Consider the following 21,675-nt stretch of genomic DNA (forward strand, 5'->3'; position numbering starts at 1 on the left):
GGGTCAGCGGCGCCGCACCGCGTAGGTGAAGGCGTCGACCAGGGCGTGCCAGGAGGCCTCGACGATGTTGTCGTGCACCCCGACGGTGGTCCACTCCCCCACTCCGTCGCTGCTGTCGACGAGCACCCGGGTGGTGGCGCTGGTGCCGCCGTTCCACCCCAGGATGCGCACCTTGTAGTCGGCCAGCGAGACGTCGGCCAGGTGCGGGTACCGGCTGACCAGAGCCTGGCGCAGCGCGTTGTCCAGGGCGTTGACCGGGCCGTTGCCCTCGCCGGTGCTGATCACCCGCTCCGTCGTCCCGTCGTCGTTCGGCACGTGCACCTTGACCGTGGCCTCGCTGACCACCACCCCGTTCCCCCAGTGCTCCACCGAGGTGCGGTAGCTCTCCAGCTCGAACAGCGGCGCGGGGGCACCGGGCAGCTGCGCGCGCAGCAACAGCTCGAACGAGGCGTCCGCGGCCTCGAAGGACCAGCCGTCGGCCTCCAGCACCTTGACCTGGTCGACCACCCGGCCGATGGCGTCGGCCTGCCCGGCCAGGTCGACCCCCAGCTCCCGCCCCTTCAGCTCGATGGACGCCCGGCCGGCCATCTCGGTGACCAGGATGCGCATGTCGTTGCCGACGACGGCGGGGTCCAGGTGGTTGTAGAGCTCCGGGCTCACCTTGATCGCGCTGGCGTGCAGGCCGGCCTTGTGCGCGAACGCCGAGGCACCGACGAACGGCTGGTGGTCGTCGGGGGCGATGTTGGCCAGCTCCGCGATGGCGTGGCTGACCCGCTTGAGCTCGGGCAGGCACCCGTCCGGCACCACGGGCAGCCCCATCTTGGTCACCAGGTTGCCGATCAGCGCGAACGTGTCGGCGTTGCCGGCCCGCTCGCCGTAGCCGTTGGCGGTGCCCTGCACGTGGGTCACCCCGGCCTCGACGGCGGCCAGGGTGTTGGCGACCGCGCAGCCGGTGTCGTCCTGGCAGTGGATGCCGAGCTTCCCGGTGGTGCGCGCGCGGACGTCGGCCACCACCCGGCCCACGCCCATCGGCAGCATCCCGCCGTTGGTGTCACAGAGCACGCCCACCTCGGCGCCGGCGGCGAAGGCGGCCTCCAGCACCGCGACGCCGTGGTCGGGGTCGGCGGCGTACCCGTCGAAGAAGTGCTCGCAGTCGAGGAAGACCCGCCGTCCGTGGGAGACCAGGAAGGCGACGGTGTCGGCGACCATCGCGAGGTTCTCCTCGGGCGTGGTGCGCAGCGCCTCCCGCACGTGCCGCACGTCGGACTTGGCCACCAGGCACACCACCGGGGTCTGCGCGTCCAGCAGCGCGCGCACCTGCGGGTCGTCCTCGACCCGGACGCCGACCTTGCGGGTGGCGCCGAAGGCCACCAGCTGCGCGTGCCGGAGGTCCAGCTCGGTGCGCGCCCGGGCGAAGAACTCGGTGTCCTTGGGCATCGCCCCCGGCCAGCCGCCCTCGATGAAGCCGACCCCGATCTCGTCGAGCAGCCGGGCGACGGCGAGCTTGTCGGCGACGGAGTAGCTCACGCCCTCGCGCTGGGCGCCGTCGCGCAGCGTCGTGTCGAAGACGTGGAACGAGTCGGTGTCGACGACGTGGAACGAGGTGGTGTCAGTGGCGGGGGGCTTGGCCACGGTGTCTCCCGGGTCGGCTCGGTACGGGGCCCAGACACGAAAAAACCTCCCGGGGTACGGGAGGTTGCGCGCAGTCCGGGGAGGTGACTGCGCGCTAGCTGATGATGATCGTGCGGGTGGCGTCCATCACCACCAGTACAGCACGCCGGGTCCCCGGAGTGGAACCGGCGTTCCACCTCCTGGGACGGCGGACACCGGGTCACCCGACGTCGATCACCACGCTGCCGGTCTTCTGTCCGCACTCGACGTACCGGTGGGCCTCGACGATCTGCGCGAGGGGCCAGCGCCGGTCGTCGAGGACGGGCCGGAAGGCACCCGAGGCCAGGAGGTCCCGCAGGTCGGTGGGCATGGCCGGGTCCTGTACCGGGACGGGGAAGACGACCCGGCGCCGGCGCAGCAACGGCGTGACCGCGGCCAGCACCGGGTTCTGCGCCAGCCGCCCCAGGTCGGTGGACACGTAGCGGCCGCGGGGGCGCAGGAGCCGACGGCACTGGCGGAACGAGCTCTTCCCGACCGCGTCCACGACGACGTCGTAGCGGTGCGGGTCGGCCCGGAAGTCCTCGGTCGTGCGGTCGATGACCCGTTCGGCGCCCAGGCTGCGCACCAGGTCGGCCCGGGCCCCGTCGCAGACGGCGGTGACGTGTGCACCGAGGTCGCGCAGCAGCTGGACCACCGCCGAGCCGATCGCCCCGGTGGCGCCGTGGACGAGGACGTCCTCACCCGCCCTGATCCGCGCCCGCCGGAGGACCGCCACCGCGTAGTGGGCGCCCTCGGTGGCGGCCGCCGCGACGTCGTCGGGGACGTCGTCGGGCACCCGCGCCAGGAAGCCGTCGGCGGGGACGGTGAGGAACTGCGCATGCGCACCGAACCGGCCCTCGACGTAGCCGAACACCCGGTCACCGACCGCGAGGTCACCCACCCCGGCACCGACCGCCGCCACCACGCCGGCGAACTCGGTGCCCAGGACGGTCGCGCGGGGCCGGCGCACCCCGGTGAGCAGCCGGGTGAGCAGGGGCGTGCCCGCCCGGTACGCGCAGTCGGTGCGGTTGACCGTGGTGCAGCGCACCCGGACCAGCAGCTCGCCCGGGCCGGCGACCGGCATCGGCACCTCGGTGACCCGGACGACGTCCGGCGGACCGTAGCGTTCCCGCACCGCAGCCAGCACGGCGGTGACGCTAGCGCCGGGGCGACCCGGCCGGTAGCTCCCCGCTCAGCCGGCGAGGGCGGCCAGCCGGTCGCCGACCTCGGTGGTGCGGATCGTCCCCTTCGGGTCGCGGGTGGAGAGGTCGAAGGAGACGGCGGCGTTGACCTTCTTGGCCAGCTCGGGCCGGCCCAGGTGCTCCAGCAGCAGCCCGACCGAGAGCACGGTGGCCGTCGGGTCGGCGATGCCCTGCCCGGCGATGTCCGGCGCGGAGCCGTGCACCGGCTCGAACATGCTCGGGTTGGTGCCCGACACGTCGAGGTTGCCGCTGGCGGCCAGCCCGATCCCGCCGGTGACCGCGGCGGCGACGTCGGTGACGATGTCGCCGAAGAGGTTGTCGGTGACGATCACGTCGTAGCGGCCCGGGTCGGTGATGAAGAACATCGCCGCGGCGTCGACGTGCTGGTAGGCCACGCTGACCTCGGGGAACTCGGCGGAGAGCTCCTCGACGGTGCGCGACCACAGCGAGCCGGCGTGGGTGAGCACGTTGGTCTTGTGGATCAGCGTGAGGTGCTTGCGCGGCCGGGCGACCGCCCGCTCGAAGGCGTACCGGACGACGCGCTCCACGCCGAAGGCGGTGTTCAGGCTGACCTCGGTGGCCACCTCGTGCGGCGTGTCCCGCCGCAGCACCCCGCCGTTGCCGACGTAGGGACCCTCGGTGCCCTCGCGCACGCAGAGCATGTCGATCTCACCCGGGTCGGCCAGCGGGCTGCGCACGCCGTCGAACAGCCGCGCCGGGCGGAGGTTGACGTGGTGGTCGAGCTCGAAGCGCAGCTTGAGCAGCAGCCCACGCTCCAGGATGCCGCTGGGCACCCCGGGGTCACCGACCGCACCGAGCAGGATCGCGTCGTGCTGCCGGAGCTCCTCCAGCACCGAGTCCGGGAGCAGCTCACCGCTGCGGTGCCAGCGGGCCGCCCCCAGGTCGTAGAAGGTGCTCTCGATGTCCGGGGCGACCGCGCCCAGGACCTTGAGGCCCTCGGCCACCACCTCGGGACCGATGCCGTCTCCAGGGACCACTGCCAGGCGCATGAGGCCAGAGGTTAGTGGGCGCCCGGCTCGGGCCTGGCACCCGCACACGCCGGACGCCCCCCGCAGGTGGTGCTCGCGGAGGGCGTCCGGGTGGTGCGGTGCTGGTCAGGGCGCCGTGGGCGCCCCCGGCCGCACCGCGATCGGGACCGTCAGGGCCCGGCCGGTGCCGGTGTCGTTGTGCGACACCACCACCATCGCGCCCTTGAAGCCGCCGACCGACGTGTCGGCCGCGTACGACGCGCTCTGGGTGACCGCGATCGTCGTGCCGTTCATCGCCGGGACGAGCACCGCCGGTGCGCCGTCCACGGTGAACGACAGCCCCGGGTCGAGCGGGTCGAAGCTCATCCGCTCCGAGGCCAGCTCGGCCTCACCCGTCAGGCTCAGCACCGTGCCCACGCCGTCGACCGTGCCGTACGCGCTGGCGGACTGGACCCCGAAGGAGATCCGGCCCTGCACCAGCGGCAGAACCGACGTCGGCACGCCCATGACCTGGACGTCGGAGTCGTAGACGTTGGTGTCGACCGTGCCGTCGGCCACGTTGAGGAACCCGATGTAGGGGTCCTCGGCCGGCAGCAGCTGGTACTGACGGTCGGTGACGACCACCAGCGGCACGTCGTAGTCGGGGATCCGGGTGGTGGTCACCTGGTAGTCCCACGCGCCGTCACCGGTCGCGTCGACGTAGACGCCGTAGTTCACGGCCGTCTCCGGCGAGGTGGACCGGCCGTGCGCGGTGACCCCGAAGTACAGCCACGGGTCCGCCGGGCTGGCTGCCACGTCGGAGGCCACCCCCACCATCGCCAGGTCGACCGACCGTTCCAGCTCGGACTTGTAGCAGTCCGGCAGGGCGGCGTCGGCGCACCGGGGCATCTCCGGGCTGCGGCCCAGGCCCTCGAAGGCGGTGGCCAGCGAGGTGTAGGACGTCGGCTCGAACGCCGGGCCGTTGCTGACGCCCCGACCGACCAGGGTGATCGAGGTGCCGCCCTGACGGTCCTGTGCGATCAGGTTCGACGCCGGCTCCGGGTTCGCGTGCACCGGTACCCGGAGCGTCGGTGCGTCGCCCTTCTGCGGGGTGAGCACCACCCGGCCACTGGCCTCGCCCAGGAACTGCCGGCCGTCGTCGGTGACCATCGTCGGGTCGGCCACCTTGCGCAGCTGGTCCCGCTTGACGGTCAGGACGACGTTGACCACCGTCTTCGTGTTCGGCGCGACGTGCACCACCGAGGGCTCCACCCGGTAGCTGGCACCGGGCTGGTCGACCAGCGCCTCGTACCGGAGCTTGTAGCCGACGGTCCGGTCGCTCTTGTTGGAGACGGTGATCTGCTTGTTCTGCACCAGCTTCGGGTCGACCGCCTCGATCACCCCGAACGAGGCGGACACGACGCCGGAGCCGGCGTCGGCGTAGGCCAGCACCTGGTTGTCCAGGGCCGCCCGGGCGTCGATGCGGCCGGCGCCCTGCCGGTTCGGGCCGTAGACGACGCCCTCGGCGGTGTGCACGTCGTGGACGGCGGTGTTCATCAGGTCGGCCTTGACCTCCTCCGTCGTCCAGTCCGGGTGCGCGGCGCGGATCAGCGCGGTGACCCCGGAGGTGACCGGGGCGGCCATCGACGTGCCGGACTGGCTGACGCCCTCGTCGCCCGTGCCGACCGCTGCGGAGTACACCGTCACGCCGGGCGCGGAGACGTCCGGCTTGAGGCCACCGGCCTGGCGGGTGCCGCGCGAGGAGAACGACGCGAGCAGGTCGACCTGCGCCGGGTCGTCGACGGTGGCGGCGTCCTTGAGGCTCGGGCCGAAGGTGACCGTCACCGGGCCGGCCTGGACGGCGGCGGCGAGCGCCGCACCGTCGGTCGCGGTGATGAGGATGCCCGGGATCTCCGGGACCCCGGTGATCCCGGTCTCGAGCAGGTCGTCGTCACCGATGATCATGAACCCGACGGCGCCGTGGTCCCGGGCGTTGGAGCCCTTGGCCACCGAACCGCAGGCGAACCCGTCGGCCTCGATGAGGACGATCTCGCCGGTGTAGTCCCCGCTCCACGGGGCGCAGCCGGTCGGGTCGTCCCCGGCCTCGGGCAGGACGACCGGGCCGGTCACGTCCGGCTTGAGCTCCCCCGCCTCGTCGCGGTCGCTGTAGGCGATCGAGCGCAGGCCCGGCCGGATGCCGCTGGGGCCCCCGCCGGAGACGACCTGCCAGCCGTCGAAGATGCCGTAGCCGTCGTTGGACGCGGCGACGCCGATCCCGCGCGGGGCGTTGCCCGGCGAGCCGCCGATGTCGTAGCTGTCACCGGCGTTGCCGGCGGACATGACGACGAGCATGCCGTGCTCCATCGCCTCGTTCGCGACCATGGCGTCGGCGTCGTCGGCCAGGCCGTAGTCCGAGCCGAGGGAGAGGTTGACGACGTCGAGGTGGTCGTCGATCGACCCGTCGCCGTCGGGGTCCATCGCCCACTCCAGAGCCTGGATGGTGACGTCGGTCGAGCCGTCGCAGCCGAACACCTTGAGCGCGTACAGCGAGGCGTCCGGCGCCATGCCGGGACCGATCCGCAGCGCGCCCGGGTCGAAGGACTCGTCGTAGGCGCCGGCGTAGGTCTGCCCGTCCGCGGTCACGCCGTAGCCCGCTGCGGTGCCGGCCACGTGGGTGCCGTGCCCGTTGCAGTCCAGCGGGTTGTCGTCGGGCATGGCCACCGGCTGGTGGTCCGGGGAACTCGGGTCGGCGTTGTAGCTGTCGCCGACGAAGTCGCGCCCGCCGACCACCTTGGCGTTCGGGTAGACCCCGGCCGGGGCGGGGGCTGCCTCGGCGGCCTGGAGCGCCGCGTACTGCGCGACGTCGCCGCTGCCGCCGAAGTCGGCGTGGGTGTAGTCGATGCCCGTGTCGATGATGCCGATGGAGACGCCCTCGCCGGTGTTGCCCAGCGCCTGCCAGGCCTCGACGGCCCGGACGACCTCGGCGGCGCCGGTGTTGCTGATCTCCTTCGGGGTGATCGCGTGCACCGCGGTGACCCCGGGCAGCGCGGTCAACGCCTCGTAGTCGCTGGCGTCCGCGGACACCGCGACGCCGGGCACGACCGTGGAGGCGGTGTAGAGCACCTCGGCGTCGGCCACCGAGTCCGGCAGGTCGGCGACGACCTGGTCGGCGGCGGCCTCGACCTCCGGCTTGGCGGCCCGGGCCGCGTCGGCGGCCTGCGCCTGCCCCTCCCCCTCGTCGAGTGCGTCGGAGTAGACCTGCGAGGTGCCGGTCTCGTCGATCTCCAGGAAGAAGGACGTCGGACCGCTCTGCGGCAGGCCCGCCGGCCGCGCCTGGGCGGCCAGCTGGGACCTGAGCTGGTCCAGCTGACCGGCGCTCAGGTCGGCCTGCCCCCGGTCGGCCACCGGGGCGGCGGGCGCGGCCAGCGCACCGCCGACGCCCCCCGTCGTGACCAGGGCGGCCGTCATGGCGACGACCCCCGTCCGGACGGCGACGCGTCGGCGTCCCGCCCGGTTCGTGTGCGTGCTGCTCGGACCCACGGGCACCCCTGTCAGTGATTCGTGCGGGAGGACCGCCCGACCGACCACCAGGAGCGGTGACCAGCTGAGACGGACCAGTCACACGGTGCTCGCCGTGGTCACCGGGGGCCAATAGGCCGTTCGGCGCAGCGCAGCCCGTCGCACAGCGCATCTGCGCAGCGTCCTCGGGCATCGACCCGACCTGGGAGCCGTCGACATCCGGACCCCGGCGTGCCGCGCACCGTTCGGCGGAACCAGATCGGGCAGATGACACGTTGGATCAGCCCTCAACCACCGTTCGGCCCAGTCGGCCGGTCCGCCGGATCGACCCCGGACACGACGAGGCCACGTCGCCCCCGTGGGGACGACGCGGCCCGTGGTCGCGCAGGAGACGAGCGGGTCAGCTCGGGTTGAGGTCGGCGGTCCGGGCCTGCCCGGCGCCGATCCGCTGACCGATGTCGGCCAGCAGCTCCCCGCTGACCGGGCTGTCGACGGTCACGGCCATCAGCGCCTCGCCGCCCTGGGTGGTGCGGCTGACCTGTGCGCCGGCGATGTTGACCCCCGCCTCGCCGAGCGCGGCCCCCACCGTGCCGACGACGCCGGGCCGGTCGGCGTAGACGAAAAACATCAGGTAGCCGTCGGCGGCCAGGTCGATCTCGAAACCACTGACCTCGGTCAGCTTCGGCACCTGGTTCTTGCCGTAGAGCGTGCCCGAGACGGTCACCTCCGTGCCGTCGGCCATCGCCCCCCGCACGGTGATCAGGTTGCGGTAGTGCGGGCTCTCGGTGCTGCTGGACAGGGTGACGTCCAGGCCCCGCTGGTCGGCCAGCAGCGGCGCGTTGACGTAGGTGACCGGCTCCTCGACGACGTCGGAGAAGACGCCCCGCAGCACCGCCAGCTGGACGACGGAGACGTCGAACTCGGCGATCTTGCCCTGTACCTCCACGTGCACCGACTGGGCCAGCCCACCGGCGACCGCGGTGAACACCCGGCCCAGCTTCTCGGCCAGCGGCAGGCCGGGGCGGACGTCCTCGGCGACGATGCCGCCGGCCTGGACGTTCACCGCGTCGGGCACGAAGTCGCCCTGCAGCGCCAGCCGGACGCTGCGTGCCACGGCGGTGCCGGCCTTGTCCTGCGCCTCGGTGGTGGAGGCGCCCAGGTGCGGGGTGACCACCACGTTCGGCAGCCCGAACAGCGGGCTGTCGGTGCAGGGCTCCTTGGCGTACACGTCGATGCCGGCGGCACCGACCTGGCCGGACCGCAGCGCCTCGGCCAGGGCGGCCTCGTCGACCAGCCCGCCCCGGGCGGCGTTGACGATGATGACGCCGCGCTTGGTGGCGGCGAGCTGCTCGGCGCCGATCAGCCCGAGGGTCTCCGGCGTCTTGGGCAGGTGGACGGTGATGAAGTCCGACTCCCGCAGCAGCTCGTCCAGGGACACCAGCCGGACTCCGAGCTGGGCGGCCCGGCCGGGCTGGATGTAGGGGTCGTAGGCGATCAGGGTGACGCCGAAGGCGGCCAGCCGCTGGGCGACCAGCACCCCGATCCGGCCCAGCCCGACGACGCCGACGGTCTTCTCGGTGACCTCGACGCCGGTGAACTTCGACCGCGCCCACTTCCCGTCCCGCAGCGAGGCGTCGGCAGCCGGGATGTGCCGGGCGGCGGCGAGCAGCAGCGCGACGGCGTGCTCGGCGGCGCTGACGATGTTGGAGGTCGGCGCGTTGACGACCAGGACACCGCGCTCGGTGGCCGCGGGGACGTCGACGTTGTCCAGGCCGATGCCGGCCCGCGCGACGACCTTGAGCTGCGGCGCCGCCGCGAGCGCCTCGGCGTCGATCTGGGTGGCCGAGCGGATGAGCACGGCTGATGCGTCGGCCAGCGCGGGCAGCAGGGCGCCCCGGTCGGCGCCGTCGACGTGGCGGATCTCGACGTCGCCTCCCAGCACCTCCAACACGCTGGGCGCGAGCTCTTCGGCGATCAGGACTACGGGCGTGGTCGTGGTCACGGCTCCACAGCGTAGGGACGCCGCCCACCCCGCGGCGCGCCGGTGTCCGCTGGTCCCACTGGGTGGACACACGGACGGACCCCCGTGCTTGCCCGGCCCTGCCGGCACCGCCAAGCTGGCGGCGAAGCGCCGGTACCACCGGCCTCGTCGGAGGAGAACATGAGCAGCGACCGGGACGACGCCCAGGGCCGTGACGAGACGACCCCGTTCGGCCAGCAGCCGGAGGAGGGAGAGCCACCGCCGACCCCGGGGAACACCGGCTCCACCGCGTTCGGGCAGGACTCCCAGCCCGGGGAGCAGTACGGCCAACAGCAGTACGGCCAACAGCAGTACGGCCAGCAGCAGTACGGCCAGCCCTCGTACGGGCCCCCGACCGGCCAGAACCCGTACGAGCAGCCGGACCCGCAGTACGGCCAGGGCGGGACGGGCCAGGGCCAGGGCCAGTACGGCCAAGCGCAGTACGGGCAACCCCAGTACGGCCAGCCCCAGTACGGGCAGGGCCAGTACGGCGAGGGCCAGTACGGCCAACCCCAGTACGGCCAGTACGGGCAGGGCCAGTACGGGCAGGGCCAGTACGGCCAGCCCGACCCCTACGGCCAGCAGCAGTACGGCCAGCAGGCCCAGTCCTACGGGCAGTACGGGTACGGGGAGCCACCGTCGACCGCCCGCCCCGGCGCGGTGATCACCGCCGCCGTCCTGGGCTTCGTGCTGGCGGCGTTCGGCGTCCTGGTCGGCTTCTTCCTGATCGTCTTCGGCGCCGCGGCCCTCGCCGGCGCCGAGGGCTTCGACGAGGAGCTCTTCGACGTCGCCGGCGGCGGGCTCGGTGCGGTCGGCGGGATCTCGCTGGCCTTCGGGCTGATCACCGTGCTGTGGACGGTGCTGATGATCTGGGGCTCGGTCTGGGCGCTGACCGGCCGCAACCGGGTGCTGCTCATCGTCGGCGGGTCGATCGCCATCGCGTTCACCGGCCTGACCCTCATCGGCGCCCTCGGCGACGGGGACGGCGGCGCCATCCTGTTCTCCCTGCTGCTGGTCGCCGCCGCGGTCGCGACCGTCGTGCTGGTGTGCCTCAAGCCGGCCGGCCGCTACTTCGCCGCCCGCCGGGCGCAGCGGGCAGCCACCCGCTGACCCCTCCCCCGGACGCGACACGGCCCCCGCAGCAGACGCTGCGGGGGCCGTGTCGTGTCGCCCCCGTGAGGGGGCCCTGCTCAGCGGGCGGCGGTGCCGGTGTAGTCGTCGCTGGCGCTGACCCAGCTCATCAGGCCACGGAGCTTGCGGCCGGTCTCCTCGATCGGGTGCGCCTCCGCAGCGGCCCGCTTGGCCGTGAAGTCCGGCGCCCCGGCGTCCTGGTCGGCGATGAAGGCAGCGGCCCAGGAGCCGTCCTTGATCGCGGCGAGGACCTCCTTCATCGACTCCTTGACGCGGGCGTCGACGACCTTCGGGCCGGAGGTGTAGTCGCCGTACTCGGCCGTGTCGCTGACCGACCAGCGCTGCTTGGCGATGCCGCCCTCGTACATGAGGTCGACGATCAGCTTGAGCTCGTGCAGGCACTCGAAGTAGGCGATCTCGGGCTGGTAGCCGGCCTCGGTGAGGGTCTCGAACCCGGCGGCCACCAGCGCCGACATGCCGCCGCAGAGCACCGCCTGCTCACCGAACAGGTCGGTCTCGGTCTCCTCGGCGAACGTCGTCTTGATGACGCCGGCGCGGGTGCCGCCGATGCCCTTGGCGTAGGAGAGCGCGAGGGCCTGGGCGCTGCCGCTGGCGTCCTGCTCGACGGCGATGAGGCAGGGCACGCCCTTGCCGTCGCTGAACTCGCGGCGGACCAGGTGCCCGGGGCCCTTGGGGGCGACCATGGCGACGTCGACGCCGGCCGGGGGCTTGATGTAGCCGAAGCGGATGTTGAAGCCGTGGCCGAAGAACAGCGCGTCGCCGTCCTGCAGGTTGGGCTCGACCGACTCGGCGTACAGCGTCCGCTGCACGTGGTCCGGGGCGAGGATCATGATCAGGTCGGCCTCGGCGGACGCCTCGGCGGGGGTGACCACGCGCAGGCCCTCGGCCTCGGCCTTGGCCCGGCTCTTGGAGCCCTCGGGCAGGCCGACCCGGACGTCGACGCCGGAGTCACGCAGCGACAGCGCGTGGGCGTGGCCCTGGCTGCCGTAGCCCAGGACGGCGACGGTGCGCCCCTGGATGATCGAGAGGTCGGCGTCGTCGTCGTAGAAGATCTCGGCGGCCATGCGGTTCGTGCTCCTTCGGTTCGGTTCGTTCGTGGATGAGTTCAGCGGCCCCCTCCAGAGGCTCGTCCCGAGCGTGCGAGGGATGAGGAGGAGGGGGTCCTTTCAGGCGGAGCGCTCGACCGGGCGCAAGGTACCGGCGCCGCTCATCGACCGCGGTCCGCGGCCCAGGGCGACGGTGCCGGACTGGGCCATCTCCTTGATGCCGAGCGGTGCGAGGACGGCCAGCAGCGCCTGCAGCTTGTCCGGCGTGCCGGTGGCCTCGAGCGTGACGGTGTCGGTGTTGACGTCGATCACCCGGGCGCGGAAGAGCTCGGCGGTCTGCAGCACCTGGGCGCGGTCGGCCAGCGGCGCGCGCACCTTGACCAGCAGCAGCTCACGCTGCACCGCGGCGGTGTCCAGCTCGACGATCTTGATCACCTCGATCAGCTTGTTCAGCTGCTTGGTGATCTGCTCCAGCGGCTGCGCCTCGGCGTCGGCCACGATCGTCATCCGGGACAGGTCCGGGTTCTCCGTCGGCCCCACGGCGAGGGACTCGATGTTGAACCCGCGCCGGCTGAACAGCGCCGAGACCCGGGCCAGGACGCCGGACTTGTTCTCCACCAGGACCGAGAGCGTGTGCCTCGTCATCCCTACACCTGTCCCTCTCCGAAGACCGGGCGCACGTCGCGCGCGGCCAGGATCTCGTCGTTGCTCTTGCCGGCGGCGACCATCGGCCACACCTGGGCGTCAGAGCCGACGATGAAGTCGATGACGACGGGCGCGTCGTTGATCGCCATGGCCTTCTCGATCACCGCGTCGACGTCGTCCTTGGACTCGCAGCGCAGCCCGACGCAGCCCAGCGCCTCGGCGAGGGTGACGAAGTCGGGGATGCGGACCTGCCGGGCCGCCCCCTCCTTGCCACCGTGGGTGTTCAGGTGGGTGTTGGAGTAGCGGCCCTCGTAGAACAGGGTCTGCCACTGCCGGACCATGCCGAGGTTGCCGTTGTTGATGACGGCGACCTTGATCGGGATGCCCTCGATGGCGCAGGTGGCCAGCTCCTGGTTGGTCATCTGGAAGCAGCCGTCGCCGTCGATCGCCCACACGGTGGTGCCGGGCATGCCGTACTTGGCGCCCATCGCGGCCGGGACGGCGTAGCCCATGGTGCCCAGGCCACCGCTGTTGAGCCAGGTGCCGGGCTTCTCGTACTTGACGAACTGGGCGGCCCACATCTGGTGCTGCCCGACCCCGGAGGCGTAGATGGCGTCCGGGCCGGCGATGGCACCCAGCCGCTCGATCACGTACTGCGGGGAGAGCATCCCGTCCTCGGGCCAGTCGTAGCCCAGCGGGTACCGGGTGCGCCAGTCCTCCAACTGCGTCCACCAGGCGTCCAGGTCCGGGGTGCGCCCGGCCTCGTGCTCGGCGCGCAGCGCGGACACCAGCTCGATGATCGTGGCCTTGGCGTCGCCGACGATCGGGACGTCGGCCTTGCGGTTCTTGCCGATCTCGGCCGGGTCGATGTCGGCGTGGACGACGGCGGCGTGCGGGGCGAAGCTGGACAGCTCGCCGGTCACCCGGTCGTCGAAGCGGGCGCCCAGGGCGACCAGCAGGTCGGCCTTCTGCAGCGCGGTGACCGCGGTGACGTTGCCGTGCATGCCCGGCATGCCCAGGTTCTGCCGGTGGCTGTCCGGGAAGGCCCCGCGGGCCATCAGCGTGGTGACCACCGGGGCGCCGGTCAGCTCGGCCAGCTCGGCCAGCTCCTCGGCGGCACCGGCCTTGAGGACGCCGCCGCCGACGTAGAGGACCGGCTGGCGGGCGGCCGCGATGAGCGCCGCGGCCTCGCGCACCTGCTTGCCGTGCGGGCGGGTGGTCGGCTTGTAGCCGGGCAGGTCGATCTGCGGCGGCCAGCTGAAGTCGGTGGTGGCCTGCAGGACGTCCTTGGGGATGTCGACCAGCACCGGCCCGGGGCGCCCGGTGCTCGCCAGGTGGAAGGCCTCGGCGATCTTCTGCGGGATCTCCGCCGCGTCGGTGACCAGGAAGTTGTGCTTGGTCACCGGCATGGTGATGCCGCGGATGTCGGCCTCCTGGAAGGCGTCGGTGCCGATGGCGGCGGTCGGCACCTGCCCGGTGATCGCGACCATGGGCACCGAGTCCATGTAGGCGTCGGCCAGCGGGGTGACCAGGTTCGTCGCGCCGGGCCCGGAGGTTGCCATGCAGACGCCGACCCGGCCGGTGGCCTGGGCGTACCCGGTGGCGGCGTGCCCGGCGCCCTGCTCGTGCCGGACCAGCACGTGCCGCAGCGCGGAGTCGAAGAGCGGGTCGTAGGCCGGCAGGATCGCCCCGCCCGGGATGCCGAAGACCACCTCGACACCGACCGCCTCCAGCGACCGGACCAGGCTCTGCGCACCGGTGATGCCGGAGGCCGGCTCCGCGGCGGCCTCGGCCATCGACCGGGCGGTCGTCTCCACCCCGAGGGTGGCCTGGGCGGCGGCCTCGCTGGGGACGACGGCCGTGGCCGGCGCGGGACCGGCACCAGGAGCCGGGCCGACCGAGGGGCCGGCTGCGGACGAGGGGTGGGCCGCGGCGGTGCGGCCGGTGCTGGTGGTGCTCATCTCGACGATCTCCCTGGGCGCGGGGTGGGGTGCTGCGGCGGACGCCTGTCGGTGGGCGGGGAGTCGGCCAGGCGGTGCCCGGCCAACAAAAAACCCCTCGTGCCGGCTGGCACGGAGGGGTGGCGCGTCGGTCGGGAGGGACCGGCGCGCTAGTGGATCGCTACGAGCAGACGAGTGCGTGGCACGAGGACACTGTGCGCCCCGCAGCACGACCACGTCAACCGCGACGTCCCACGTCGTGGGATGGGCCTAGACGGTTCCTGGGACGGCGGTCGCCGCCGACACCGGTCCGGACACGACGTCGAGCAGGTCCGGGTCGAACGCGTCGATGACCGCCGGCAGTTCCGCGGGGCTGGTCGGGCGGCCCAGCAGGAAGCCCTGCAGGTACCGGCAGCCGAGGTCGCGCAGCGCCGCCAGCTGCTCGGGGGTCTCCACGCCCTCGGCGACGACGTCGATGGACAACCGCTGCCCGAGCTCGATGACGCTGTGCACGAGTGCGGCGCTGCGCGCGTCCTCGGCGATGCCGGCGAGGAACTCCCGGTCCATCTTGAGCACGTCGACCGGCAGCCGGGCCAGGTAGGCGAAGGTCGAGTACCCCCGCCCGAAGTCGTCGAGGGAGATGACGCACCCCATGTCGTGCAGCGTCTGCAGGTCGCCGTCGGCCCGGTCCGGCTGACCGATGAACAGCGACTCGGTCACCTCCAGCATGAGCCGCTGCGGCGGCAGCCCGGCCCGCGCGAGAGCGGCGGCGACGTCGGGCACCAGGCTGCCCGACTGCAGGTGCCGCACGCTGATGTTCACCCCCAGTCGCAGGTCGCGGCCCGCGCGGACCAGGCCGGCCAGCTCGGCGGTCGCCTGGTCCAGCACCCACCGCTGCAGCGGCACGATCAGCCCGTCGTCCTCGGCCAGCGGCACGAACTCCTCCGGCGACACCTCACCGAGCACCGGGTGGTCCCAGCGGACCAGCGCCTCGACGCCCAGCACCCGGCGCTCCGCGACGCCGACGACCGGCTGGTAGACCAGCCGGAGCTGCCCCCGGGACAGCGCGTCGGGCAGGTCGCGGGCCAGCCTGGTGCGCCGGACGGTGGCGCTGTCGGCGGTCTCGCCGTGCCGACGTACCCGCCCCTTGCCGGCGGCCTTGGCCGCACGCAGGGCCAGGTCCGCGTGCCGGATGGTCGCCGGCACCTCGTCGGCCGGGGCCAGCTCGGTGACCCCGATGCTGCAGGAGACGTCGAAGACCAGGTCCGGGTCCGCGCCCGGGGTGGGCACCGAGCGGTGGACGCCGGCCAGCTCGGCGATGATCCGCTCCCCCAGCGCCGTCGCCTCGTCCAGGTCGGCCCGCACGACGACGGCGAACTCGTCACCGCCGAGCCGTCCGACCAGGTCCCGGTCCCGGACGGAGGCGCGCAGCCGGTCGGCGACCTCGGTCAGCAGCAGGTCACCGGCCTCGTGCCCGGCGATGTCGTTGACCGCCTTGAAGCCGTCGAGGTCCAGCAGCAGCAGGCACGAGGCCTCCCCCTCCGCGGCCCGGCTGCGGGCGCCGGCCAGCGCGGCCATCAGCCGGGCCCGGTTGGGCAGCCCGGTGAGGTAGTCGGTGTAGGCCATCCGCTCCAGCTCGAGCTCGCTGTGCCGGCGCTCGTCGACGTGCCGCAGGTACAGCACCAGCCCGCCGCCACCCAGCTCGGGGGCGGTGACGTCGGGGCGCCGCAGGTCACCGGAGGCGAGCACCCGCACCGTCTCGTAGGACCGCCAGCTCCCGTCCTTGCCGCGCAGCCGGAAGACCCGCCCGCGGCCCTGCCCCGGGTCGGCGCCCGTGGTCAGCACTGCCGCCAGCTCCGCCCGGTCCTCGCCGTGCACGAACTCCACCAGCTGCCGGCCCTCGAGGTCGCGCGCCGACCAGCCGTGCGGGTGCCGGCCCGCGGTGGAGTCCCAGGTGATCCGACCGCGGTGGTCCAAGACGATGGTGACGTCGGCGGCGCTGTGCACCAGCGTCCGGAAGTAGGCCTCGGTGCGCAGCACCTGCCTGGTCAGCCGGGCGCCGTCCGCCGCCCACACCAGGGTGCGGGCGAAGGTGAGCAGCAGCAGCAGGGCCGCGGCCATCGCCTCGACCGGCAGGATCGACCTCCCGCCGATCCGGCCGACCAGCAGCACGAGCACCACGCCGAAGGCGGCGCAGTAGCTGACCACCACGCCCAGCAGGGGCACCTCGGGGGGCTCGTCCGGGTCGGTGGACCGGCCCGGGTCGGCGGCGATGGCGAGGGTGCCGAAGCCCAGCATGGCCAGCCAGGCCGTGCCGCTGACCACGTCGGTGACGATGGAGGGGCGGACCACGGCGATGGCCCCGCTGACGGTCACCACGGCCACCGCGGCGAAGCAGCCCAGCAACCATCCGGCAGCGGCCCGCCGGGCCTGCCCCACCCCCGCGAAGGTGACCAGCCCGACGGTGCAGAGCACCACCCCGGCGGCGGGGTAGCCGTGTGCCATCAGGTCGTCGACGGAGTCGGCCGTCCGGTCCAGCGCGGCACCGATCACCATCTCGACCAGCGCGGACAGCGCGACCAGGGCGACGGCCGCGTCCAGCGCCACCCGGGCACCGATCCCGATGGTGGCCGACCGGATCAGCCGGGCGCAGCCCAGCAGCGCGAACGGGACCGCGGCCACCAGCGGGACGTCCTGCGGCCCGGCGGTCACCGCGTTGACCCCGACCCCGCGCACGGCGGCGATCGCCTCGCCCAGCGTCAGCAGACCGGCGAGGACGGCGAACGCCCGCCAGGGCGCCGCGGACTCCCGGTCCAGCCGCATCGCGTGCCGCACCACGAGCACCCCGATGGCCAGCGACGCCGCGCTGAGCACCGCCGGTGCCGTGTGCGCCGCGGCCGCGGGCCAGGCCGTCTCCACGAGGGCGAGGCCGACGGCGACCGCGCCGAGCAGGGACAGCACCGCCGCCCGGGGCCAGTGCGCCACCGCGGGCACGAGGGGCAGCGCCGGCACGCCGGCCGACGACGCAGGCAGTGCGGTCACGAGGCGGCGACCCGACCGGTCAGCCCGGGCCACAGCCGCCCGGTGTCGGACTCCAGCAGCTGCACCAGTCCGGTCAGCCCGACCGGGCGGGAGAGCAGGAACCCCTGGGCGTACCCGCACCCGAGGCCGCGCAGGACCGTCAGCTGGCTGGTGGTCTCCACGCCCTCGGCCACGACGTCGATGCCCAGGGTCGCGGCCAGCGTGACCACGGCCTGGCAGACCGCCCGGCTGTAGGGGTCCCGGTCCACCCGGGACAGCAGGCTCCGGTCCAGCTTGATGATGTCGACCGGCAGCCGGCCGAGCGCGGGCAGCGAGGAGCGCCCGCTGCCGAAGTCGTCCAGGGCCAGGCGCACGCCCATCAGCCGCAACGCCGCCACGTCGTCGGCGAGCGCATCGACCTCGAGGATCGACTCGGCGATCTCCAGCACCAGTCTCTCCGGCGGCAGGCCGCTGTCCCGCAGGGCAGCCGTCACGTCACCGACCAGCGTCCCGGCCGCGAGGTGGGCGGCCGAGACGTCGACCGCCAGCTTCAGCTCACCACGGTCCCGCGGCAGGGTCAGCGCAGCGGCGGTCGCCTCGCGCAGCACCCAGCGCTGCAGGTCCACCGCCAGCCCGGCCCGCTCGGCGACCGGCAGGAACTCCTCCGGCGGCACCTCCCCGTGCAGCGGGTGCTGCCAGCGCAGCAGCGCCTCGACCCCGGTGACCCGCTGGTCGTCCAGGGCGACGATCGGCTGCCAGACCAGGGCGAGCTCGCCGCGCTCCCGGGCGCCGACCAGGTCCTCGCGCAACTGCTCCCGGCGGTCGCGAGCCGCGGACAGCTCAGCGCGGTACCGGCGCACCGAGCCGCTGCCGGCCGACCGGGCGTCCACGACGGCGAGCTCGGCCCGGTCGACCGCCTGCTCCTCGGTCAGCCCGCGCTCCAGCGACACCAGCCCGACCGCCCCGGACAGGTCCACGATCCCGGCGTCGGTCACGATCGGCGCCTCGATCGCCGCGAGGCACCGGTCGGCGAGCCGGTCGTGCTCGTCCCCGGTCCCGTGCGCCAGCACGCTGAAGAGCTCGGTGCCGACCCGGGCCACCTGGTCCTCGCCGCGCACGGTCGCGCGCAGCCGGCGGGCGACCTCGCCCAGCGTCGTCTCGACGACCTCGCTGCCGGCGTTGTCGAGGGCCTCGCGCAGGCCGTGCAGCTCGACCAGCAGCAGCGCGGCGTCGGTCGGCGCGTCGTCCGGACCGGCCAGCAGCCCGGCCAGGGCCAGCCGTTGGGCCGCCCGGTTCGGCAGCCCGGTGAGGGGGTCGACGAAGGCCAGCGAGCGCAGCTCGTGCTCACGGTCGAGCCGGGCGGTGACGTCGCGGCAGTGCAGCACGAGCGCCGCGACGTCGGCGTCCCCGCGCAGGTCGCTGACCCCGGCCTCGAAGACCCGCCAGGCGCCGGTGCGGTCGGCCAGCCGGAAGCAGCGCAGCCCGCTGACGTCCCCGTCCGACCCCTCGCCGGTGAGCCAGGCGGTCACCTCTGCGGCGTCCTCCGGGTGCACGACGTGGGGCAGCAGCCGGCCCCGCAGGCCCGGTTCGTCGGCCGGCTCCACCGCGGGAGCCGCCCAGCCGATCCGCAGGTCGCCGTCGAGGATCAGCACCGCGTCGCTGCTGGAGCGGACCAGCGAGCGGAAGTAGGCCTCGCTCCGGCGCAGCCGCGCGGCGACCCGGTGCTCGACCCGGGCGGCGGTGGCGCGGTGGACGGCGGTCAGGGACAGACAGCTCAGCAGCGCGACCGTGGCGGCCGGGGAGGGATCGGCACCCAACAGCGGCGCACCGAGGTAGACGACCCCGGCGGCCACGGTCACCAGGTGCGGGAGCAGCTGACCGACCACGTTGAGCCGGGCACTGGCCCGGGTCGGCGGCGCCTCGGCGTGGGCGCCCGGATCACGCACCGCCGCCAGGCAGACCAGCAGCAGGGCGACGAGCTCACCGGCGGGTGCGGCGCCGTCCAGGGCGGCGAGGTGCAGCTCCTCGCCGGCGATCGCCAGGCCGTGCGTGGTCGCCCAGGTCGCTGCGGCGAGCAGCAGCAGGGCGCCGGCGCACCGCCGCGGCCCGGCGGACGCCGCGATCACCAGGAGGACGGCGGACAGCACCGAGGCGGTCACCAGGCAGGCGACCTCCAGGACGACGCGGTCCGCGCCGTCCAGGGGCTGGGTCCGCATCGCCGGTCCGACCACCAGCACCTGGGCCAGGACGAGGGAGGCGCAGAAGAACAGGGCGGTCTCGGTGGCCAGCCGGGCACCGCCACGGCGCAGCCTGCCCCGGGACAGCAGGGTGAGGACGGCGACCAGCGCGAGCAGCGCCGCCGGCAGCTGGACCAGTCGCCCGGCGGCGTCGAACACGCCCTCCGGCGGAGGGTCGGGCAGCAGCCCGGCGAACAGGCTGGTGCCCAGCCCGAGGAGCACGGCGACGGAGAGCAGCCGCCAGCCGCGCAGGCCGCCGGAGAGGCGGCCCCCGGCGCGCCACAGCAGCCCGGCGGTGACCAGCGCGGCAGCGCACAGCAGCAGGTCGGCGGCCAGCGGGGCGGCACCGCCCGCGGCCCCGGTGAGCACCGGGACGGCGACCAGCCACCCAAGTGCCCGCCACCGGCGTGTCCGCTCCACCCCAGGACTGTCGGCGCGGGAGCGCGCCGGCAACAGCGCGAACGGCCCGGCCTCACCCCATCGGGCGGGGCCGGGCCGGTGCGGACGTCAGCCGCAGACCGCGCCCTGGGCCGCCGAGCCGACCAGCTTGGCGTACTTGGCGAGCACGCCGCGGGTGTAGCGCGGGGCCGGCGGCGCCCAGCCCTCCCGGCGGCGGGCCAGCTCCTCGTCGTCGACCAGGAGCTCCAGCGTGCGGGCGGCCAGGTCGAGCCGGATCCGGTCACCGTCGCGGACGAAGGCGATCGGGCCGCCGTCGACGGCCTCGGGCGCGATGTGGCCGACGCACAGGCCGGTGGTGCCGCCGGAGAACCGGCCGTCGGTGAGCAGCAGCACGTCCTTGCCCAGCCCGGCGCCCTTGATCGCGCCGGTGACGGCGAGCATCTCGCGCATGCCGGGGCCGCCGCGCGGGCCCTCGTAGCGGATCACCACGACGTCGTCCTTCTGGAGCGTGCCCTCGGTGACGGCGTCCATGGCGCCCTGCTCGCCGTCGAAGACCCGGGCGGTGCCCTCGAAGACGTCGGCGTCGAAGCCGGCGGACTTCACCACCGCGCCCTCCGGCGCGAGCGAGCCGCGCAGGATCGTCAGGCCGCCGGTCTTGTGGATCGGGTCGTTCATCGCGTGCACGATCGTGCCGTCGAGGTCCGGCGGGCTGATCTCGGCGAGGTTCTCGGCCATCGTCTTCCCGGTGACGGTGAGCACGTCGCCGTGCAGCAGCCCCGCGTCCAGGAGTGCGCGCAGCACGACCGGCACGCCGCCGACGCGGTCGACGTCGGTCATCACGAACCGGCCGAACGGCTTCACGTCGGCCAGGTGCGGGGTGCGGTCACCGATCCGGTTGAAGTCGTCGAGGGTGAGGTCGACGTCGGCCTCGTGCGCGATCGCCATCAGGTGCAGGACGGCGTTGGTCGAGCCGCCCAGCGCCATGACGACGGTGATCGCGTTCTCGAACGCCTTCTTGGTCATGATCTGCCGCGCGGTGATGCCCTTGCGGAGCAGCTCGACGACGGCCTCACCGGAGGCGATCGCGATGGCGTCCCGGCGGGCGTCCGGCGCCGGCGGGGCGGCGCTGCCGGGCAGGGCCATGCCCAGCGCCTCGGACACGCTGGCCATCGTGTTGGCGGTGTACATGCCACCGCAGGAGCCCATCCCGGGGCAGGCGGCCTTCTCGATGGCGGTCAGCTCGTCGCGGGTGATCTTCCCGGCGGCGCAGGCGCCGACGCCCTCGAAGACGTCGATCAGGGTGAGGTCCTTGTCGCCGAGCTTCCCCGGCAGGGTCGAGCCGGAGTAGACGAACACGCTGGCCAGGTCCAGGCGGGCGGCGGCCATCAGCATGCCGGGCAGCGACTTGTCGCAGCCGGCCAGCAGCACCGAACCGTCCAGCCGCTCGGCGAACATGACCGTCTCGACCGAGTCGGCGATGACCTCGCGGGAGACCAGCGAGGCGCGCATCCCCTCGTGGCCCATGGAGATGCCGTCGGAGACCGAGATGGTGCCGAACTCCAGCGGGTAGCCGCCGGCGGCGAACACGCCCTCCTTGGCCCGCTTCGCCAACCGGTCCAGCGACAGGTTGCACGGGGTGATCTCGTTCCAGGAAGAGGCGACGCCGATCTGCGGCTTGGCGAAGTCGTCGTCGCCCATGCCCACCGCGCGGAGCATGGCCCGGGCCGGGGCCTTGGCGTCCCCGTCGGTGACCTCGCGGCTGCGGGGCTTGATGTCGGCAGTGCCGGAGCTGGTGGGGCGGTCCTCGACGGTCGTCACGACCGGCGATGGTAGGCCGGTCGCGGCCGGTGCACCGGTCGGCTGGGTGGTCGTCATG

12 protein-coding genes are annotated in these 21,675 nt (G+C 73.8%); 1 reads left to right on the forward strand and 11 read right to left on the reverse strand.

All coding sequences use genetic code 11. The features are described 5' to 3' along the window. Nucleotides 1-3 precede the first annotated feature (3 nt). The 5 genes from cimA to serA all read right to left on the reverse strand — a co-directional run bounded on the left by cimA (nt 4) and on the right by serA (nt 9,341). On the reverse strand, nt 4-1,632 hold the full coding sequence (cimA, locus tag O2W53_RS22705; protein WP_269165324.1) for a citramalate synthase: 1,629 nt from the start codon (nt 1,630-1,632) through the stop codon (nt 4-6). Nucleotides 1,633-1,831: 199 nt separating this feature from the next. After that, nucleotides 1,832-2,797 carry an NAD(P)-dependent alcohol dehydrogenase gene (locus O2W53_RS22710; RefSeq protein WP_269165325.1) on the reverse strand — a complete coding sequence of 322 codons (966 nt, stop codon included), beginning with the start codon at nt 2,795-2,797 and terminating at the stop codon, nt 1,832-1,834. Between the two features lie 45 nt (nt 2,798-2,842). Continuing rightward, the gene (locus tag O2W53_RS22715) at nt 2,843-3,862 is read right to left on the reverse strand and encodes a 3-isopropylmalate dehydrogenase (RefSeq protein ID WP_269165326.1); all 1,020 of its coding nucleotides are present in this window, start codon (nt 3,860-3,862) and stop codon (nt 2,843-2,845) included. A gap of 105 nt (nt 3,863-3,967) precedes the next feature. Continuing rightward, nucleotides 3,968-7,288 (reverse strand): S8 family peptidase, encoded by a 3,321-nt coding sequence (locus O2W53_RS22720; RefSeq protein ID WP_269165327.1) that lies wholly within the window; start codon nt 7,286-7,288, stop codon nt 3,968-3,970. 451 nt (nt 7,289-7,739) lie between these two features. Continuing rightward, a complete protein-coding gene (gene serA, locus O2W53_RS22725; protein ID WP_269165328.1) occupies nt 7,740-9,341 on the reverse strand; it encodes a phosphoglycerate dehydrogenase in 1,602 nt (533 codons plus the stop codon). A 159-nt stretch (nt 9,342-9,500) separates the two neighbouring features. Here serA and O2W53_RS22730 point away from each other — a divergent pair, with 159 nt between their 5' ends. Further along, nucleotides 9,501-10,469 carry a hypothetical protein gene (locus tag O2W53_RS22730; protein WP_269165329.1) on the forward strand — a complete coding sequence of 323 codons (969 nt, stop codon included), beginning with the start codon at nt 9,501-9,503 and terminating at the stop codon, nt 10,467-10,469. Nucleotides 10,470-10,549: 80 nt separating this feature from the next. Here the strand turns inward: O2W53_RS22730 and ilvC are convergent, their stop codons facing one another. The 6 genes from ilvC to ilvD all read right to left on the reverse strand — a co-directional run bounded on the left by ilvC (nt 10,550) and on the right by ilvD (nt 21,674). After that, nucleotides 10,550-11,575, reverse strand: coding sequence for a ketol-acid reductoisomerase (gene ilvC / locus O2W53_RS22735; RefSeq protein WP_269165330.1), 1,026 nt, complete (start codon nt 11,573-11,575; stop codon nt 10,550-10,552). A gap of 102 nt (nt 11,576-11,677) precedes the next feature. Next, nucleotides 11,678-12,202: an acetolactate synthase small subunit gene (gene ilvN, locus O2W53_RS22740; protein ID WP_036340025.1), complete on the reverse strand. Its 525-nt coding sequence runs from the start codon at nt 12,200-12,202 to the stop codon at nt 11,678-11,680. A gap of 2 nt (nt 12,203-12,204) precedes the next feature. Continuing rightward, nucleotides 12,205-14,163: an acetolactate synthase large subunit gene (locus O2W53_RS22745; protein ID WP_269165331.1), complete on the reverse strand. Its 1,959-nt coding sequence runs from the start codon at nt 14,161-14,163 to the stop codon at nt 12,205-12,207. Between the two features lie 249 nt (nt 14,164-14,412). After that, nucleotides 14,413-17,184 carry a putative bifunctional diguanylate cyclase/phosphodiesterase gene (locus O2W53_RS22750; protein WP_269165332.1) on the reverse strand — a complete coding sequence of 924 codons (2,772 nt, stop codon included), beginning with the start codon at nt 17,182-17,184 and terminating at the stop codon, nt 14,413-14,415. Further along, entirely contained in the window at nt 17,181-19,820 is a 2,640-nt protein-coding gene (locus O2W53_RS22755; RefSeq protein WP_269165333.1) for a putative bifunctional diguanylate cyclase/phosphodiesterase, read from the reverse strand. The genes O2W53_RS22750 and O2W53_RS22755 overlap by 4 nt, the downstream gene beginning before the upstream one ends. 87 nt (nt 19,821-19,907) lie before the next feature. Further along, complete coding sequence (gene ilvD, locus O2W53_RS22760) at nt 19,908-21,674, reverse strand: dihydroxy-acid dehydratase (RefSeq protein WP_269165334.1); 1,767 nt, start codon at nt 21,672-21,674, stop codon at nt 19,908-19,910. Nucleotide 21,675: the final 1 nt, after the last annotated feature.

This window comes from Modestobacter sp. VKM Ac-2978, assembly GCF_026968025.1.
Lineage (GTDB): Bacteria > Actinomycetota > Actinomycetes > Mycobacteriales > Geodermatophilaceae > Modestobacter.